Annotated in this window: 15 protein-coding genes; 8 read left to right on the top strand and 7 right to left on the bottom strand. The window is 62.8% G+C overall.

What is annotated here, in order from left to right; genetic code table 11:
* Positions 1-472: 472 nt before the first annotated feature.
* The 4 genes from rpsT to P9217_RS07825 form a co-directional block, all read right to left on the bottom strand.
* Positions 473-739: a 30S ribosomal protein S20 gene (rpsT, locus tag P9217_RS07840; RefSeq protein WP_067324554.1), complete on the bottom strand. Its 267-nt coding sequence runs from the start codon at positions 737-739 to the stop codon at positions 473-475.
* 246 nt (positions 740-985) lie between these two features.
* Complete coding sequence (locus P9217_RS07835) at positions 986-1,759, bottom strand: enoyl-CoA hydratase (RefSeq protein WP_095799336.1); 774 nt, start codon at positions 1,757-1,759, stop codon at positions 986-988.
* Positions 1,760-1,799: 40 nt separating this feature from the next.
* Positions 1,800-2,690 carry a bifunctional DNA-formamidopyrimidine glycosylase/DNA-(apurinic or apyrimidinic site) lyase gene (gene mutM, locus P9217_RS07830; RefSeq protein ID WP_278086279.1) on the bottom strand — a complete coding sequence of 297 codons (891 nt, stop codon included), beginning with the start codon at positions 2,688-2,690 and terminating at the stop codon, positions 1,800-1,802.
* On the bottom strand, positions 2,674-3,921 hold the full coding sequence (locus P9217_RS07825; protein WP_278086280.1) for a phosphopentomutase: 1,248 nt from the start codon (positions 3,919-3,921) through the stop codon (positions 2,674-2,676). The genes mutM and P9217_RS07825 overlap by 17 nt, the downstream gene beginning before the upstream one ends.
* Before the next feature lie 128 nt (positions 3,922-4,049).
* Here P9217_RS07825 and P9217_RS07820 point away from each other — a divergent pair, with 128 nt between their 5' ends.
* Positions 4,050-4,976 (top strand): PhnD/SsuA/transferrin family substrate-binding protein, encoded by a 927-nt coding sequence (locus tag P9217_RS07820; RefSeq protein WP_278086281.1) that lies wholly within the window; start codon positions 4,050-4,052, stop codon positions 4,974-4,976.
* Positions 4,977-4,980: 4 nt separating this feature from the next.
* On the opposite strand, the gene P9217_RS07815 is transcribed toward P9217_RS07820, so the two are convergent.
* From P9217_RS07815 to P9217_RS07805, 3 genes are all read right to left on the bottom strand, one after another.
* The gene (locus P9217_RS07815; RefSeq protein WP_095799340.1) at positions 4,981-5,601 is read right to left on the bottom strand and encodes a TadE/TadG family type IV pilus assembly protein; all 621 of its coding nucleotides are present in this window, start codon (positions 5,599-5,601) and stop codon (positions 4,981-4,983) included.
* A gap of 129 nt (positions 5,602-5,730) precedes the next feature.
* Complete coding sequence (locus P9217_RS07810) at positions 5,731-6,330, bottom strand: TadE/TadG family type IV pilus assembly protein (RefSeq protein ID WP_067324568.1); 600 nt, start codon at positions 6,328-6,330, stop codon at positions 5,731-5,733.
* Between the two features lie 136 nt (positions 6,331-6,466).
* The gene (locus P9217_RS07805; RefSeq protein ID WP_066996418.1) at positions 6,467-6,889 is read right to left on the bottom strand and encodes a pilus assembly protein N-terminal domain-containing protein; all 423 of its coding nucleotides are present in this window, start codon (positions 6,887-6,889) and stop codon (positions 6,467-6,469) included.
* Between the two features lie 357 nt (positions 6,890-7,246).
* On the opposite strand from P9217_RS07805, the gene P9217_RS07800 reads away from it, so the two are divergent.
* From P9217_RS07800 to P9217_RS07770, 7 genes are all read left to right on the top strand, one after another.
* Positions 7,247-7,420 carry a Flp family type IVb pilin gene (locus P9217_RS07800; RefSeq protein WP_067324571.1) on the top strand — a complete coding sequence of 58 codons (174 nt, stop codon included), beginning with the start codon at positions 7,247-7,249 and terminating at the stop codon, positions 7,418-7,420.
* A 171-nt stretch (positions 7,421-7,591) separates the two neighbouring features.
* Positions 7,592-8,110, top strand: a complete 519-nt coding sequence (locus P9217_RS07795; RefSeq protein WP_067324573.1) for a prepilin peptidase — start codon at positions 7,592-7,594, stop codon at positions 8,108-8,110.
* A 274-nt stretch (positions 8,111-8,384) separates the two neighbouring features.
* Positions 8,385-9,197 carry a Flp pilus assembly protein CpaB gene (gene cpaB, locus P9217_RS07790; protein ID WP_067324575.1) on the top strand — a complete coding sequence of 271 codons (813 nt, stop codon included), beginning with the start codon at positions 8,385-8,387 and terminating at the stop codon, positions 9,195-9,197.
* Positions 9,194-10,723, top strand: coding sequence for a type II and III secretion system protein family protein (locus tag P9217_RS07785; protein WP_067324577.1), 1,530 nt, complete (start codon positions 9,194-9,196; stop codon positions 10,721-10,723). Before cpaB ends, P9217_RS07785 begins: the two co-directional genes overlap by 4 nt.
* Before the next feature lie 14 nt (positions 10,724-10,737).
* Positions 10,738-11,475 carry a CpaD family pilus assembly protein gene (locus P9217_RS07780; RefSeq protein WP_278086282.1) on the top strand — a complete coding sequence of 246 codons (738 nt, stop codon included), beginning with the start codon at positions 10,738-10,740 and terminating at the stop codon, positions 11,473-11,475.
* 31 nt (positions 11,476-11,506) lie between these two features.
* Positions 11,507-12,790, top strand: coding sequence for a CpaE family protein (locus P9217_RS07775; RefSeq protein WP_278086934.1), 1,284 nt, complete (start codon positions 11,507-11,509; stop codon positions 12,788-12,790).
* 30 nt (positions 12,791-12,820) lie between these two features.
* Complete coding sequence (locus P9217_RS07770) at positions 12,821-14,320, top strand: CpaF family protein (RefSeq protein WP_067324583.1); 1,500 nt, start codon at positions 12,821-12,823, stop codon at positions 14,318-14,320.
* The last annotated feature ends 37 nt before the right edge of the window (positions 14,321-14,357 follow it).

The following is a 14,357-nucleotide window of genomic DNA, read 5'->3' as shown; positions in this document are numbered from 1 at the left end:
ACCGAAATCGCTGTGGATAGGGCAAGGCCACGTCTAACGGATTTTTAACGAATCTGGTTACCGGAGACGTGTTCAAAGCAGGTGCCACTGCGGCCCATTTTCATAAAGCCATTGTGATTCAAACCCTTTTCCGTGGAATGTGAAAAAGGCCACACCTTCGGAAATTTTCTGAAATAATTCTCTTGACAGCTACTTGTCCCCCGCCGCTCCTCCGCGAGTTGAACAAGCTGTGGATGACCGTCTGTAAGCTTTTGAAAAATATATCGATTTTGTGGCAGGCTCATCTGTGGCCGTGCCCGCATCCAGCGGTCGTCGACATGAGCGATTATGTATATGCCGGCAAAACATTGGCTACTTTGAAATTCGGCCCAATCGTAGTTGTCCGACCGTTCTTTTTAAGTACTTGCCGGCAAACGAAAAAACCCGGCCTGTGCGGCCGGGTTCAAGGATAACGGTTCTAAAGGGAAGTCGGTCAGGCCGACAGCACCTTGACCCGCTGGGCCAGCCGCGAAACCTTGCGGGAAGCCGTGTTCTTGTGGAGGACACCCTTGGTTGCGGCGCGCATCAATTCCGGCTCCGCGGCCTTGAACGCTTCGAGCGCAGCAACCTTGTCGCCGGCGGCGAGCGCCTCTTCGACCTGGCGAACATAGGTGCGGACGCGCGACCGACGGTTCTTGTTGATCGCCGCGCGGCGGGCGATCTTGCGCGTTGCCTTTTTGGCCGAGGACGTATTGGCCATGATGCCTCTCTTCTGATCTGGTGGGCGCCAGCGGGTCGCAGGGCGCAAAAAACAAACGGGCAGCCACGGGCCGCCTCGGTTGGTGCGGCTTATAGTTCAGCTTTTCCGGCGCGTCAACGCCGCTTCGCGGTCTTTTTGGGGCTTGAAGCCGTACCGCGCTGAAACGGGTCCGCACGCCTAAAGCCGTTGTCTTGGTGCATGCCCGGCTTTCTGCCGAAATCGCGGCACGCATTAGGCCGACATGCCCTAGCTGTTGCTGAAATCCGGCTTCCGCTTCTCGACGAAGGCGGCCATACCCTCCTTTTGGTCATCGAGCGCAAACAGCGAGTGGAAAAGGCGGCGCTCGAAGCGCAGCCCCTCGGCAAGCGTCGTCTCGAAAGCGCGGTTGACGGCTTCCTTCGTCATCATCACCGACGGCAGGGAAAACTCGGCGATCTTCGCTGCCGCTTTCAGCGCCTCCTCGACCAGCTCGGCCGCCGGCACCACTCGCGACACCAGTCCGCAGCGCTCGGCCTCGGCAGCGTCCATCATCCGCCCGGTCAGGCACATGTCCATCGCCTTCGACTTGCCGACGAAGCGGGTCAATCGCTGCGATCCTCCCATGCCCGGCATGACGCCGAGCGTGATCTCGGGTTGGCCGAACTTTGCGTTGTCGGCTGCGATGATGAAATCGCACATCATGGCCAGCTCGCAGCCGCCGCCAAGCGCATAGCCGGCGACCGCGGCGATGATCGGCTTGCGCGCCCGGGTGAGCTCCTCCCACCCGACAAAGAAGTCTCCAGTATAGGCGTCGACAAAGGAGATCGCCTGCATTTCCTTGATGTCGGCGCCGGCCGCGAAGGCTTTTTCCGAACCCGTGAGCACCATTGCGCCGATGCCGGCATCGGCGCCGAACGCATTCACCGCCGCCACGATCTCGGCCAGCACCTGCGAATTCAGGGCATTGAGCGCCTTCGGCCGGTTCAGCGTGATCAGCCCGACCTTGCCGCGTGTCTCCACGAGAATGGTTTCATAGGCCATGGCATCGTCTCCTCGCTTCGATTGAGGAGACCGGTCTAGCTCACCGCTGACAGGTCCGGCAATAGAAGGTCGATCGGCCGCTCTGCACGATGCGTTCGATATGGCCGCTGCAGCCCGGCTTCGGACAAGGCTCGCCTTCGCGGTCATAGACCGCGAAGGAATGCTGGAAATAGCCAAGCGACCCGTCTGCCTGGACATAGTCGCGCAGCGAGGATCCGCCGGCGGCGATCGCGTCGGCGATGACAGAGCGGATGGCCGCGGCCAGGCGTTCGCATTGCTCTTTCGCCTTCCTGCGGGAGCCGGCGATGGTGCCGGCTTCGCGCAGCGGCGACAACCCGGCGCGCCATAGAGCTTCCGACACATATATGTTGCCGAGCCCGGCGATCAGCCGCTGGTCGAGCAACGCGGCCTTGAGCGGCGTTCTGCGGCCTTCGAGCAACGAGGCGAGCAGGGGACCGTCGAGCGCATTGCCGGTCGGCTCGATGCCCAGCCCCGCCAGCATTGGATGGGTGTCCGGCGCGCCTTCGGCAAACAGCATGAAGCCGAAACGGCGCGGGTCGTTGAAGATGACGCGGGACCGCTCGCCCTTCGGGGAGTCGACATCGAATACCACGTGGTCATGCGCCTCGCTCTTCGAGCGCTCGTGATGGAAGCTGCCGGGAATGCGGCCGTTGCCAGCGGTTTCGACGCGGAACGATCCCGACATGCCGAGATGGCAGATCAGCACCGGACCGTTTTCGATGTGCATCGTCAGATATTTGGCGCGCCTGCCAAGCGCCGTCACGGTCTTGCCGGCAAGCCGCTCCGAGAACCGTTCCGGAAAGGGAAAGCGAAGGTCTGGCCGTCGCGCCTCGACATTGACGAGCCGCGCCCCTTCCAGAACCGGCTGCAGCCCCCGCCGCACCGTTTCGACTTCAGGCAGTTCCGGCATGGCCGCCTATCGTCGCGAGGAAAGAGGTGCCGTGGCGGCCACGCGCAAGCCCGAGATGATCCGCGATGGTTTCGCCGATATCGGCGAAGGTCGGCCTGAGCCCGATGTCGCCGCCCTTCAGTCCCGGCCCTATCCCGATCACCGGAACGCGTTCGCGGGTATGATCGGTGCCGCGCCAGGTCGGATCGTTGCCGTGGTCGGCGGTGAGGATGAGAAGGTCGCCCTGTTTGATGCGCGACAGCGCTTCCGGCAGCCGGCGATCGAAGGCCTCGAGCGCTCCGGCATAGCCGGCGACATCGCGCCGATGGCCGAACTCGGTATCGAAATCGACGAAATTGGCAAAGACCAGATCGCCTTCGCCGGCGTCGTCCATGGCGGAGAGCGCCTTGTCGAACATCGCCATGTTGCCGCCCGCCTTGCGCACCTCCGCGATGCCGCGATGGGCGAAGATGTCGCCGATCTTGCCGACGGCGATGACGTTGCTGCCGCGCTCCGTCAGCCGGTCGAGCAAGGTCGGCTCCGGCGGCGGCACGGCATAGTCGCGGCGGTTGTGGGTGCGCTGGAAGGTGGCGCTTGTCTCGCCGACGAAGGGCCGCGCGATCACCCGCCCGATGTTGAGCGGATCGACCAGCCGGCGCACCGTCAGGCAAAGCTCGTAGAGCCGCTCCAGGCCGAAATGCGTCTCGTGCGCGGCGATTTGCAATACGGAGTCGACCGATGTGTAACAGATGGGCTTGCCGGTGCGGATGTGTTCCTCGCCGAAGCGCTCGATGATCTCGGTTCCTGGCGCATGGCAATCGCCGAGGGTGCCCGGCACCTTGCCTTCGCGGATGATCGCGCCGGTCAGCTCGGCCGGGAAGGCGGGCACTGTGTCGGGAAAATAACCCCAGTCGAAACGCACGGGCAGGCCGGCAATTTCCCAATGGCCCGACGGCGTGTCCTTGCCGCTCGAGACCTCCTGGGCAGCGCCATGGAACGACGCGGCAAGCAGCGGCGCGTCGATATCGACCGTCAGCCCGGTTGCCGTCTGCGCGGCGCTGGCAAGCCCGAGCGAGATCATATTGGGCACGGCGAGCGGTCCGCTGCGCAGGCCTTCACGATCCGCACGGCCCTCGGCGCAAGCCTGCGCGATGTGTCCGAATGTGTCGGCGCCGGCATCGCCGTAGCGTTCGGCATCGGCCGCTCCGCCGATGCCGAAAGAATCGAGAACGAATAGGAAAGCCCGCGCCATAGGGGTGCCATCGTGCCAATCTAACCAGCCAGACATAGAGTTCTGCAGCGGCGTTGGCAAATCGGATGCCAGACCGCAACGGCTTGGTGCAAAGTGGTGCGGATCGAGGGAATGCGGCAAGGATGGGCATGGGCGCAAGATCGGCGGCAAGCCAGGCATTGAGGACCTGCGCGGCGGCTCTCGCGGTGCTCTCCGCGGCCCCGCCGGCGCATGCCGACTGGCGCGACGACATCGGCACGTTTCGCATAGGAATCGTCGCCGAGCCTGGAGGAGGCAACACGGTACCTGGTCTGGCCCGCTTGACGGATGCCTATACGAACGCTCTCGGCATGAAGGTCGAGTTCGTGGTTGCTCGCGACTATGCGGCATTGATCGAGGCTCAGGCGAGCGGCCGCTTACAGTACGCGGTCTATTCGGCGCTCGCCTACGCTACGGCTTCGGTGCGCTGCGGCTGTGTCGAGCCGCTGGTGGCGCCGGTCGATGCCGATGGAGCCGCCGGCGTCCGTTCCCTGCTGGTGACGCGCGACGGCAAAGTGCCGGGCCTCACAGCGATCGCCTCGCATCGGATCGCCATCGCGCCCGCCGACAATGTCGCCGGTTCCCTCCTGCCGCTGACCGGACTGGCCGGCGAAGGCGTGCCGATCGCGCAGGATTCACCTTTCCTGGCGCGCGCCTCGTCGGCCACCGCGGCCGAGGCGATGCTCGGCGACGGCGAAGCCGACGGCCTGTTCGGCTGGGAGCCTGTCGGCGCCGACGGCCAGCCTACCGACACGGGCGGCACCATCCTGCGGCTTACGGCCGCCGGCGTCCCGAAGACGTCGCTTCGGGTGCTGTGGAGCTCGGCTCCGCTGCGATATGGCCCTCATGCCGTGCGCAGCGATCTCGACGCCGAAGCCAAGCGACGGCTGGCCGTGTTTCTGACCAATCTCAAGTCGCTGACTCCGGACGTCTACGATCTTCTGGAGCCGACGCACTCCGGCGGCTTCGAACTGGCCGTATCAAAGGACTACGCAACGGCCCTGGCCATCGTGCGGCGGGAAACTCGCGGGGATTAGTCCGTCAGCAGTCGGTGCAAGGAACCGTAGGACCGCGGCGCGGCCTCAGATAGTACGTTTCGCCCATCGATATGTTGTTGAAGGCCGAGGTCAATCCAAGCGTCGACGAACTGTCGGCTGACCAGGTGATGATCGGCTTATAGCCGAGGTCGCTTTCCACCCGGACAAGGAAGGTGTTGCGGATATTCAGCGTTGGCGGAACGGTGGTGGGACTGGTCTTCGCCGCGTCGGCGCTATAGGTGGTGCCCACGAGCTTGCGCGACCAGGCCACCGTCGCCTTGGGCGATGCCTCGTCGGAGATCTGGATCCCGGTGATGATGATCGTCGGCGTGGAGCGGTTGTAGGGCTGCAGCGTCGAGGTGCCGATCTTCATGATCGCGTCGAGATCGGCTTTCGTGACGCTGGTCTGCTGCGTGACGAGATCCGCCACCATGCTGCCGATGCGGCTGACCTTCTTGCTGGTTTCGATGGCCTGCGAGGCTTCCATCGTGATGAAGTACATGATGAGCAGCACCGGCACGATGAACGCGAACTCGATTGCCGCGACGCCGCGGCGATCGAGGCAAAACCGTGCCGCCTTCGTCACGAAAGCCGAAATTCGCCGCTGTGCCCCCGCACGGTACATATCCTACCCCCACACCGCCGTAAGTCTCGGCCGGCCGCAATCTTGAAGCATGTCTCCCGAAGTGGACCCGGTTTCGGGAGACATGCCGAAAATCAAAAAGCCAAAGCAGGTCGCCTCACGCGACCTGCTTCAGTCGTCGAATGGTTCGTTCTGCCAGGTCACCGATGCGAAGTGCAGCGTCTTGCCGCCATTCAGATTGGCCATCTGTTTAGCCAGGAAATCGGTGATCACCGGCCATTTGTAGAAAACCCGCAGCATGTTCTTCGATTCCGCCAGCCCCGGCGACACCGTGAAAGTCGTCGAGCTCGTGCCTGTCAGCACGATTTCGCCGTTCTGGATCTTGAAGCCCGCCGCTGCGGCGTCGGCGAAGGTCGGATATTCGCGCAGGTCCACCAACAGGGAAGCATTTGACCCGGAACCGGGGCAGTTCGTGGCGACCATGATCTCCAGCCTGTCGCAGATCAGCGTCTTGATCGAGGCGTCGGTGACGTTGGCCTTCTTGAGCTGGCCGGTTCGCAGCTGGCGCGCGATATCGTCGGTGGCGTTGGCCATCACTTCCTGGCCGGCGAACGAGATGCAGCTCTCCAGGATGGCGAAAACGAGCAAGGCGAACGGCATGGCCAGCATTGCGAATTCCAATGCCGTGCTGCCGCGCCTGTCGCTGAAGAAACCGGGGCGTGGCTTTGCCTCGGCTTTGCCGTTCATGCCACCCTTGGGCGCCCTGCTCATGTTCCGTTCCTGCCGATCCCTTGCAATGTCGGCTGCAACCTATCGGCCACCCATTGAGGTCCGGTTTGGATCAGCGTTAAACTCGGTGGGCTGCCCTTAACCCGCTGTTAACCTGCGGGCGCTTGCGTTCTTAAGCTCAGCGGGCTGCGTTCATTTCCGTTTCGGACGTTTTCTCAGCCTCGCTCTTGTACGAGCTTTCGCAATAGGGCGTGCAGGACATGGTCTGGACTTCGGCGCGTCGATAGATGCGCACCGAGGACGCGGCTTGTCGGACGACCGTCACCTGCTCATCTATGATCGGGCTGCCATCGGAATCGAGCACGACCAGATTGGTCACGCCGAAACCCTTGCCGGTGAGAACGACCGTCGAGGCATCCTGCACGGCGGCATCGGCGATTGCCGGATTGCCGACGACGATCGTATCGGCCGCGCGCGACAACTTGACGATCTTTGCTTGATTCATGGTGACCTCGATGCCGGCCCCGGCGCTGGCCGGCATGACGGATGCGGCGACAGCCAGCAGCGCGACGACTGAAAATGGCGATCTCGACGAGGTCATTGAAGCGCTCCGGAGCGGCAGACTGTTCAACGGAACATGAACGAAATTGGTGAACCGACGGTTAAGCGCCGCATGGCCGCGATAAGGATTGGCCGGCTCGGCGGTCATAAGCCGGAGAGCATACGCTGTTTTAGCGAAATCGCGGATGGGCCGGATCTCCGCGCTTTTCCTGCCCGCCGCTCCGCCTCTGGAGGTTTAGGCCACGGTTAACCAAGCAACGGGATCGCCTCCGGAAAGGAATCGGTAAGGGTATTTATTAAGCCGATCGAAAGGGCTTCCCCCTAGATTTGGCACATCCGATCAACCGGCAAGAGAAGTTGACGGAAGTGCTGTAACACGTGGAGTAGGAGCTCTCGAATGTCTAACCTTATCGCACGTTTCGTGAAGGACGAATCCGGCGCGACCGCCATCGAATACGGTCTGATCGCCGCCCTCATCGCGCTCGCCATCATGGTCGGCGCTGGCCAGCTCGGCACTGCCCTGAACACCAAGTTCAAGGCAATTGCCAGCGCGGTCCAAAACTCCAACTAACAACAACCCGAGGACGACGAAGTCGCTCTCGACGAGAAGGGCCGCCTCGAGGCGGCCCTTGTTCGTTGCAGCATCTGGTTGCGCGCGAATTTGATCGTCGGCACTCACCGACCGTTAATGGCGTGTGGCTAGACTGGGCGTGTTACTTTTCTCACGGCATAGTGTTGTCTCATGCTTGAAGCTGTAATCTTCGTCGTCTTTCCATTCTGCATGCTGTTTGCGGCGATCTCCGACATGCTTTCGATGACGATCGCCAACCGCGTGCCGGTGCTGCTCGTGGCGACGTTCGCTCTGGTCGCTCCTTTGACCGGGATGGACTGGGCCATTTATGGCGGGCATTTCGCGGCAGGTGCCCTGGTGCTGGCCGCGACGTTCGGACTGTTCGCGCTCGGCGGCATGGGCGGCGGCGATGCCAAGCTGCTGGCCGCGACCGCCGTATGGATGGGGCTCAACATCAATCTCATCGGCTACTTGGTGACCTCGACATTGATCGGCGGCCTGCTGACGGTTGCCATTCTGGCCTACCGGAAATCGCCATTTGCGGTTTACACCGGCCACAACCGTTTTCTCCGCCATTTCGCCGACGAGACCGCAGGCATTCCTTATGGCATCGCGCTTGGTCTTGGCGGGCTCCTCACCTTTCCGGATTCTTCGTTGATGGTCTGGGCGCTGGATAGGCTCACGACCTAAAGCATATCGCCATCTTCAGATGCGCTCGGTGCGCTTCGGAGTCTGGCTTTACGCCTACCAAACAGCTTGTTGCCTTCGGAAAATCAGTTTCTGTGACAAGGGTTCTCGCGGCACTTGGCCGCCTTTTTTGTTAACGGCAAGGCGGTTCGGTCCAATTTGAGTAAACGTTAAATTAATCACGATCGTAAGCATTGCATTAACCTTGTTTTGACGATTGCGGCTGCAAAGTCCGGCTTGGCGAGGTGGTTTGCCTTGAGGCGAAGGGTCCGGACGAATGCCAGCATCCCGACTGATTATTCTGAGCGTGGCCGTGGCCGCGGCGGGTGGCGCGGGTTATGTCGCGAAGAACATGGTAGTGGCGCCGCCGGCTCAAGTCGTCGTCAACGCTCCCAAGCAGCCGGCGATCGCGCTGCAGGACGTGCTGGCGCTTTCCGGCGATGTCGCAATGGGCAGCCAGCTCGGTGACAACATCAGGTGGGAGCAGTGGCCGGCGAGCGGCATCAACGCCAATTTCATCACCCGTGCGGCCGAACCGGACGCAGTCGAAAAGCTGAAGGGCTCGGTGGCGCGTGTAGCCATGTATGCCGGTGAGCCGTTGCGGCGCTCCAAGCTGGTCGGCGAGGGGCAGAGCTTCATGTCCTCGATCCTGCCGTCCGGCATGCGCGCGGTCGCGACCGCCATATCGGCCGATACGTCCGCCGGCGGCTTCATCCTGCCCAATGACTTCGTCGACGTCATCATGACCCGGCGGGCCGACGCCAGCAATGGCGGCAGCGGCTTCAATACCGAGACCATCCTGAAGAACATCCGTGTCCTGGCCATCGACCAGACCATCCAGGAGGACGAGGAAGGCAAGAAGACCAGGGTCGGCCAGACCGCGACGCTGGAGCTCACGCCGCAGCAGGCGGAGATCATCACGGTGGCGCAGCAGATGGCGGACCGCCTGACCCTGGCGCTGCGTTCGATCACCGACACGAATGAGAAGAACCTGGGCGAGGCCGACTATCTGGTGAACGGCAATGGCCGGCGCGGCACGGTGCGATTGATCAAGTCGGGCCAGGTTTCCGAAGTGGGAGCAAGGAAATGAGGCTAATCGGCAAACTGCCCGTCATCGCGGCGGCCGCAATCGGCCTGTTCCTGATCGGCACCAATGCACCTGGGCCCGTCGAGGCAAAGGCCGCGAACAGGGCAGCGGGTGTGACAGCCTCGGTTGCCTCGCAGCGCGTCAAGCTCGGCCTCAATAAGTCGGTGGTCATCGACCTGCCGAGCGACGCCTACGACATACTCGTCGCCAATCCCGCGGTCGCCGACGCAGTGACGCGCACGGCGCGCCGCATCTATCTGTTCGGCAAGGCGGTCGGCGAAACCAACATCTTCGTCTTCGGCCCCAACGGCGAGCAGATCGCCAGTCTTGACCTGGCGGTCGAACGCGATGTGGCCGGGCTGGATGACTATCTCAAGCGCTTCCTCCCGACGTCGCAGATCAAGGTCGAGCTGCTGAACGACAACGTGATTCTCACCGGCAATGTCGATACACCGCTCGACGCCAAGCGTGCCGTCGACCTGGCCACCATCTTCGTCTCGGGCGGTGAAGCGACGACCGGCCAATATTCACAGACGGCCGCCGGCGGGTCCGCCAATGGCGGCGTCGACATCAACAATCCCGACCAGGAGCGCCGGGTCTCCAAGATCGTCAATCTGCTGCAGATCATCGGCGACGATCAGGTGACGCTGAAGGTGACGGTGGCCGAAGTCAGCCGCTCGGTGATGAAGCAGCTCGGCGTCAACATGATGGCCAGCGGCGGCAGCAACGGCATCTCCTGGGGCGCGCTCAGCGACCCTTACACTGGTCTCGGTAAGCCGCTGTCGAACGCGGGCCTAGGGATCAGTGCGTCCGGTCTGCAGTCCTATATTAACGCAATGGAGCAGTCGGGGGTCATGAAGACCTTGGCCGAGCCGACCTTGACCGCCGTGTCGGGGGAGAAGGCGACCTTCAAGGTCGGCGGCGAATACAACATGGTGACCAATGTTTCCGCCAACGTCTCCAACGACAACCAGACCGGCCTGAAGACCTATCAGATCGAGAAGATCGAATACGGCATCGGATTGGAGTTTCAGCCGGTGGTGCTGTCACCCGGCCGCATCAGCCTGAAGGTGAGAACGTCGGTTTCCGAACCGACAACCGAGGGCTCCGTGTCGGCATCCACGGATAACAGCAGCATCGGCATGAACGCTTTGTCGCTCCGCAAACGCCTGGCCGATACGACGGTGGAACTGCCTTCCGGCGGCTCGATGATGATCGCAGGCCTCGTGCGCGACGACGTCAGGCAGGCCGTCGTTGGATTGCCCGGACTGACCAAGATTCCGGTGCTCGGCGCGCTCTTCCGCAGCCGCGACTTCGTGCGCAACGAGAGCGAGCTCGTGATCATCATCACGCCCTATCTGGCGCGGCCCGTGGCGCGCAACGAATTGGCCAAGCCCGACGATAATTTCAATGCGCCGAGCGACGGCGCTGGCATGTTCCTCGGTCGCGTCAATCGCGTCTACGGCACCATGCAGACCGATAGGCCACCTGGCCGTTACCACGGCGTTGTCGGCTTCATCTACAAGTGAGCGGGAAAGCGGACATGTCCAACTCAACATCGAAGGCCATGACGATCGCAGCGGCACAATCGGGCCGCGGACGGTTCCGCGGGTCGGCTCCGGTCCTGGCGATCGCCCTTGCGGCGTCGCTCGCCGGATGCGCCAACTTCCATCGCGATAGTGTGACAGTGGGCTCCATTCCGGACGACTACCGCACCAATCATCCGATCGTTATCGCCGAGAAGAACCAGAAGATCGACCTCCCGGTCGGCGCCGGTGATCGCGGCATGACGGCTTCGCAGCGCGACACTCTGCTCGGCTTCCTCGACGGCTACGACAGGAGCGCCGCGCCGGCGCTGACGATCGCGGCCCCGGTGGGTTCCGCGAACCAGGCCGCCGCCCAGGCCGCGAGCCGCGATTTCGCCAGACTTGCGATGGCCGCAGGCGTCAAGCGCAACAATATCATCATGACCTCCTATCGGTCGGCCGTGCCCGAGGCTTCGGCGCCGGTCCGCGTGGCCTTCGTGGCGGTGAGGGCACAGACCGACAAATGCGGGCGTTGGCCCGAGGATCTGACCGAGACTTCCGAGAACAAGCACTACGCCGATTTCGGGTGCTCCTATCAGAACAACCTCGCCGCCCAGATGGCCAATCCCAACGATCTGCTCGGGCCGCGCAAGCAGTCCGACATCGATGCCGAAAATCGCGGCGCGGTGATCGACGTCTATCGGGCGAGAGGCATTTCGGATGAGTTCCTCGGCAATTCGGAAGTGACTTACTGAGCCCGCGGCGGATCACGGAAAGAACATGACGATGAGCAATCTTGCCTACGACACGCCTGCGGATACCGGCGATCTTTCGCAACAGGACATCGCCGCCATGCAGGCGCTGCGCCCGGTGCCGCGCATCTCGATCCAGGCTTTCTGCGAGACCGAAGGCGTCGCAAATCCGATCGGGCGCGCCGGCGAGGATCGCCGCATGGCGAAGGCCCATCTCAAGGTCCATATGGGCGGCATCGCCACCGCGATCGAATTCTACCAGTCGGCGCCGACGCCAAACCTGATCCTGCTGGAATCGCGCAGCGAGCCGAAACAGCTGCTGGAGCAGCTCGCTCAGCTCGCCGAATATTGCGATCCGACCTCGAAGGTCGTGGTCATCGGCCATTACAATGATGTCGGACTCTACCGGGAGCTTATCCGTTCGGGCATTTCCGAATATGTCATCGCGCCGGTCTCGATGACCGATATCGTCAGCGTCGTCTCGTCGATATTCGTCGATCCCGAGTCCGATCCGATCGGCCGCTCCATCGCCTTCATCGGCGCCAAGGGCGGCGTCGGCTCCTCGACGATCGCCCACAACGTCGCCTGGGCGATGTCGTCCTTGTTCAAGTCCGAAGTCGTCGTCGCCGATCTCGATCTCGCCTTCGGCACCGCCAATATCAACTTCGACCGGGACCCCGCGCAGGGCATCGCCGAGGCGGTGTTTTCGCCCGAGCGCGTCGATGAGGTCTATCTCGACCGGCTGCTCGCGCAATGCGCCGAGCATTTGTCGCTGCTGGCGGCACCGTCCACGCTCGAGCGCGTCTATGATTTCGATCCGGACGCCTTCTCCCAGGTCATCGAAACGGCGCAGCGCAGCGCGCCCTTGCTCGTGCTCGACGTCCCTCACGTCTGGAGCGGTTGGACCAAGAGCACGCTGATCAAGGCCGACGAGATCGTCATCACGGCCACGCCAGAACTCGCCAATCTGCGCAACACCAAGAATATGGTCGACATGCTGAAGCGGCTGCGTCCGAACGACCCGCCGCCGAAGCTGATCATCAACCAGGCGGGCGTTCCGAAACGCCCGGAGATCGCGGCATCGGATTTTTCCGAACCGCTCGGCATCACACCCATGGCGGTGATCAATTTCGAGCCGCTGCTGTTCGGCAACGCGGCCAACAACGGCCGCATGCTCGGCGAAATGGACGCCAAGAGTCCGATCGTCGGCACGATCAACGAAATAGCGCATGTGCTGACAGGGCGCAGCGAGATCAAGGCGAAGAAGAAGGCAAGCCTTGGAGCCATCCTCGGCAAGCTTTCACGCAGCAAGAAGTGACGCTCGCTGAGCGGCATCGGGTAGTCGATCATGTTTGGTAAAAGAGGCACAGACGACGGCAGCCGGGCAGCTCCCGAATTCCGTCCGCCAGCACCTCCTCCGGCCGCTCCCGCTCCGGCTGGGACGATCGCTGTCGATCGGCCGGCCGCGCCCGCGCCGAGCACGCCCGCCGCGTCCCCCGTTCGCCGTCCGGTGGAGGCGCCGCCGATGGCGCCCGAGCCGCCGAAAAGGGTCCAGCGCGAGCGCAGCGAAACCTACTATGACACCAAGAGCCAGGTGTTTTCCGCGCTCATCGACACGATCGATCTTTCGCAGCTCGCCAAGCTCGATCCGGAAAGCGCGCGCGAGGAAATCCGCGACATCGTCAACGACATCATCGCGATCAAGAATTTCGCGATGTCGATCTCCGAGCAGGAAGAGCTGCTCGAGGATATCTGCAACGACGTGCTCGGCTATGGGCCGCTGGAGCCGCTGCTCGCGCGCGACGACATCGCCGACATCATGGTCAACGGTTCAAAGAACGTCTACATCGAAGTCAACGGCAAGGTCGAACCGACCAGCATTCGCTTCCGCGACAACCAGCAACTGCTCAACATCTGCCAGCGCATCGTCAGCCAGGTCGGCCGCCGCGTCGACGAATCGAGCCCGATCTGCGACGCGCGCCTTCCCGACGGCTCGCGCGTCAACGTGATCGCGCCGCCGCTGTCGCTTGATGGCACCGCGCTCACCATCCGCAAGTTCAAGAAGGACAAGCTGACGCTCGACCAGCTGGTCAAGTTCGGCGCCATCTCGCCGCAAGGCGCGGAGATCCTGAAGATCATCGGCCGCGTCCGCTGCAACGTCGTCATCTCGGGCGGTACCGGCTCGGGCAAAACGACGCTGCTCAACTGCCTGACCAACTACATCGATCGCGAGGAGCGGGTCATCACCTGCGAGGACTCGGCCGAGCTGCAGCTGCAGCAGCCGCACGTGGTGCGTCTCGAAACCAGGCCGCCCAATCTCGAAGGCGAGGGCGAGGTGACCATGCGCGATCTCGTCAAGAACTGCCTGCGCATGCGGCCCGAACGGATCATCGTCGGCGAGGTGCGCGGACCGGAAGTGTTCGACCTTCTGCAGGCGATGAACACCGGCCATGACGGCTCGATGGGAACGATCCACTCCAACAGCCCGCGCGAATGCCTGAACCGTATTGAATCGATGATCGCCATGGGCGGTTATTCACTGCCGCAGAGGACGGTGCGCGAGATCGTCGTCGGCTCGGTGGACGTGATCATCCAGGCGGCTCGTCTGCGCGACGGCTCGCGCCGCATCACCCACATCACCGAGGTGATCGGCATGGAAGGCGACGTCATCATCACCCAGGACCTCGTCCTCTACAACATCAAGGGCGAGGACGCGAGCGGCCGTCTGATCGGCGAGCATGTCTCCACCGGCATCGGCCGGCCGCATTTCTGGGATCGTGCCCGCTACTATGGCGAGGAGCAGCGCCTCGCCAACGCGCTCGAGGCCATGGAGAAACGCGCTGACTAGAGCAATTCCAGGAAAAGTGCGTAGCGGTTTTCCGTCC

Origin of the sequence: Mesorhizobium sp. WSM4989 (assembly GCF_029625795.1) — a bacterium.
GTDB lineage: Bacteria > Pseudomonadota > Alphaproteobacteria > Rhizobiales > Rhizobiaceae > Mesorhizobium.
Note: the sequence above shows the minus strand (reverse complement) of the source record. Positions and strands in the feature narration are given on the sequence as shown.

What these genes read in the sequence shown, in the direction of transcription:
- rpsT (WP_067324554.1), bottom strand. Translation starts at nt 739, where the DNA reads ATGGCCAATACGTCCTCGGCCAAAAAGGCAACGCGCAAGATCGCCCGC.
- P9217_RS07835 (WP_095799336.1), bottom strand. Translation starts at nt 1,759, where the DNA reads ATGGCCTATGAAACCATTCTCGTGGAGACACGCGGCAAGGTCGGGCTG.
- mutM (WP_278086279.1), bottom strand. Translation starts at nt 2,690, where the DNA reads ATGCCGGAACTGCCTGAAGTCGAAACGGTGCGGCGGGGGCTGCAGCCG.
- P9217_RS07825 (WP_278086280.1), bottom strand. Translation starts at nt 3,921, where the DNA reads ATGGCGCGGGCTTTCCTATTCGTTCTCGATTCTTTCGGCATCGGCGGA.
- P9217_RS07820 (WP_278086281.1), top strand. Translation starts at nt 4,050, where the DNA reads ATGGGCGCAAGATCGGCGGCAAGCCAGGCATTGAGGACCTGCGCGGCG.
- P9217_RS07815 (WP_095799340.1), bottom strand. Translation starts at nt 5,601, where the DNA reads ATGTACCGTGCGGGGGCACAGCGGCGAATTTCGGCTTTCGTGACGAAG.
- P9217_RS07810 (WP_067324568.1), bottom strand. Translation starts at nt 6,330, where the DNA reads ATGAGCAGGGCGCCCAAGGGTGGCATGAACGGCAAAGCCGAGGCAAAG.
- P9217_RS07805 (WP_066996418.1), bottom strand. Translation starts at nt 6,889, where the DNA reads ATGACCTCGTCGAGATCGCCATTTTCAGTCGTCGCGCTGCTGGCTGTC.
- P9217_RS07800 (WP_067324571.1), top strand. Translation starts at nt 7,247, where the DNA reads ATGTCTAACCTTATCGCACGTTTCGTGAAGGACGAATCCGGCGCGACC.
- P9217_RS07795 (WP_067324573.1), top strand. Translation starts at nt 7,592, where the DNA reads ATGCTTGAAGCTGTAATCTTCGTCGTCTTTCCATTCTGCATGCTGTTT.
- cpaB (WP_067324575.1), top strand. Translation starts at nt 8,385, where the DNA reads ATGCCAGCATCCCGACTGATTATTCTGAGCGTGGCCGTGGCCGCGGCG.
- P9217_RS07785 (WP_067324577.1), top strand. Translation starts at nt 9,194, where the DNA reads ATGAGGCTAATCGGCAAACTGCCCGTCATCGCGGCGGCCGCAATCGGC.
- P9217_RS07780 (WP_278086282.1), top strand. Translation starts at nt 10,738, where the DNA reads ATGTCCAACTCAACATCGAAGGCCATGACGATCGCAGCGGCACAATCG.
- P9217_RS07775 (WP_278086934.1), top strand. Translation starts at nt 11,507, where the DNA reads ATGAGCAATCTTGCCTACGACACGCCTGCGGATACCGGCGATCTTTCG.
- P9217_RS07770 (WP_067324583.1), top strand. Translation starts at nt 12,821, where the DNA reads ATGTTTGGTAAAAGAGGCACAGACGACGGCAGCCGGGCAGCTCCCGAA.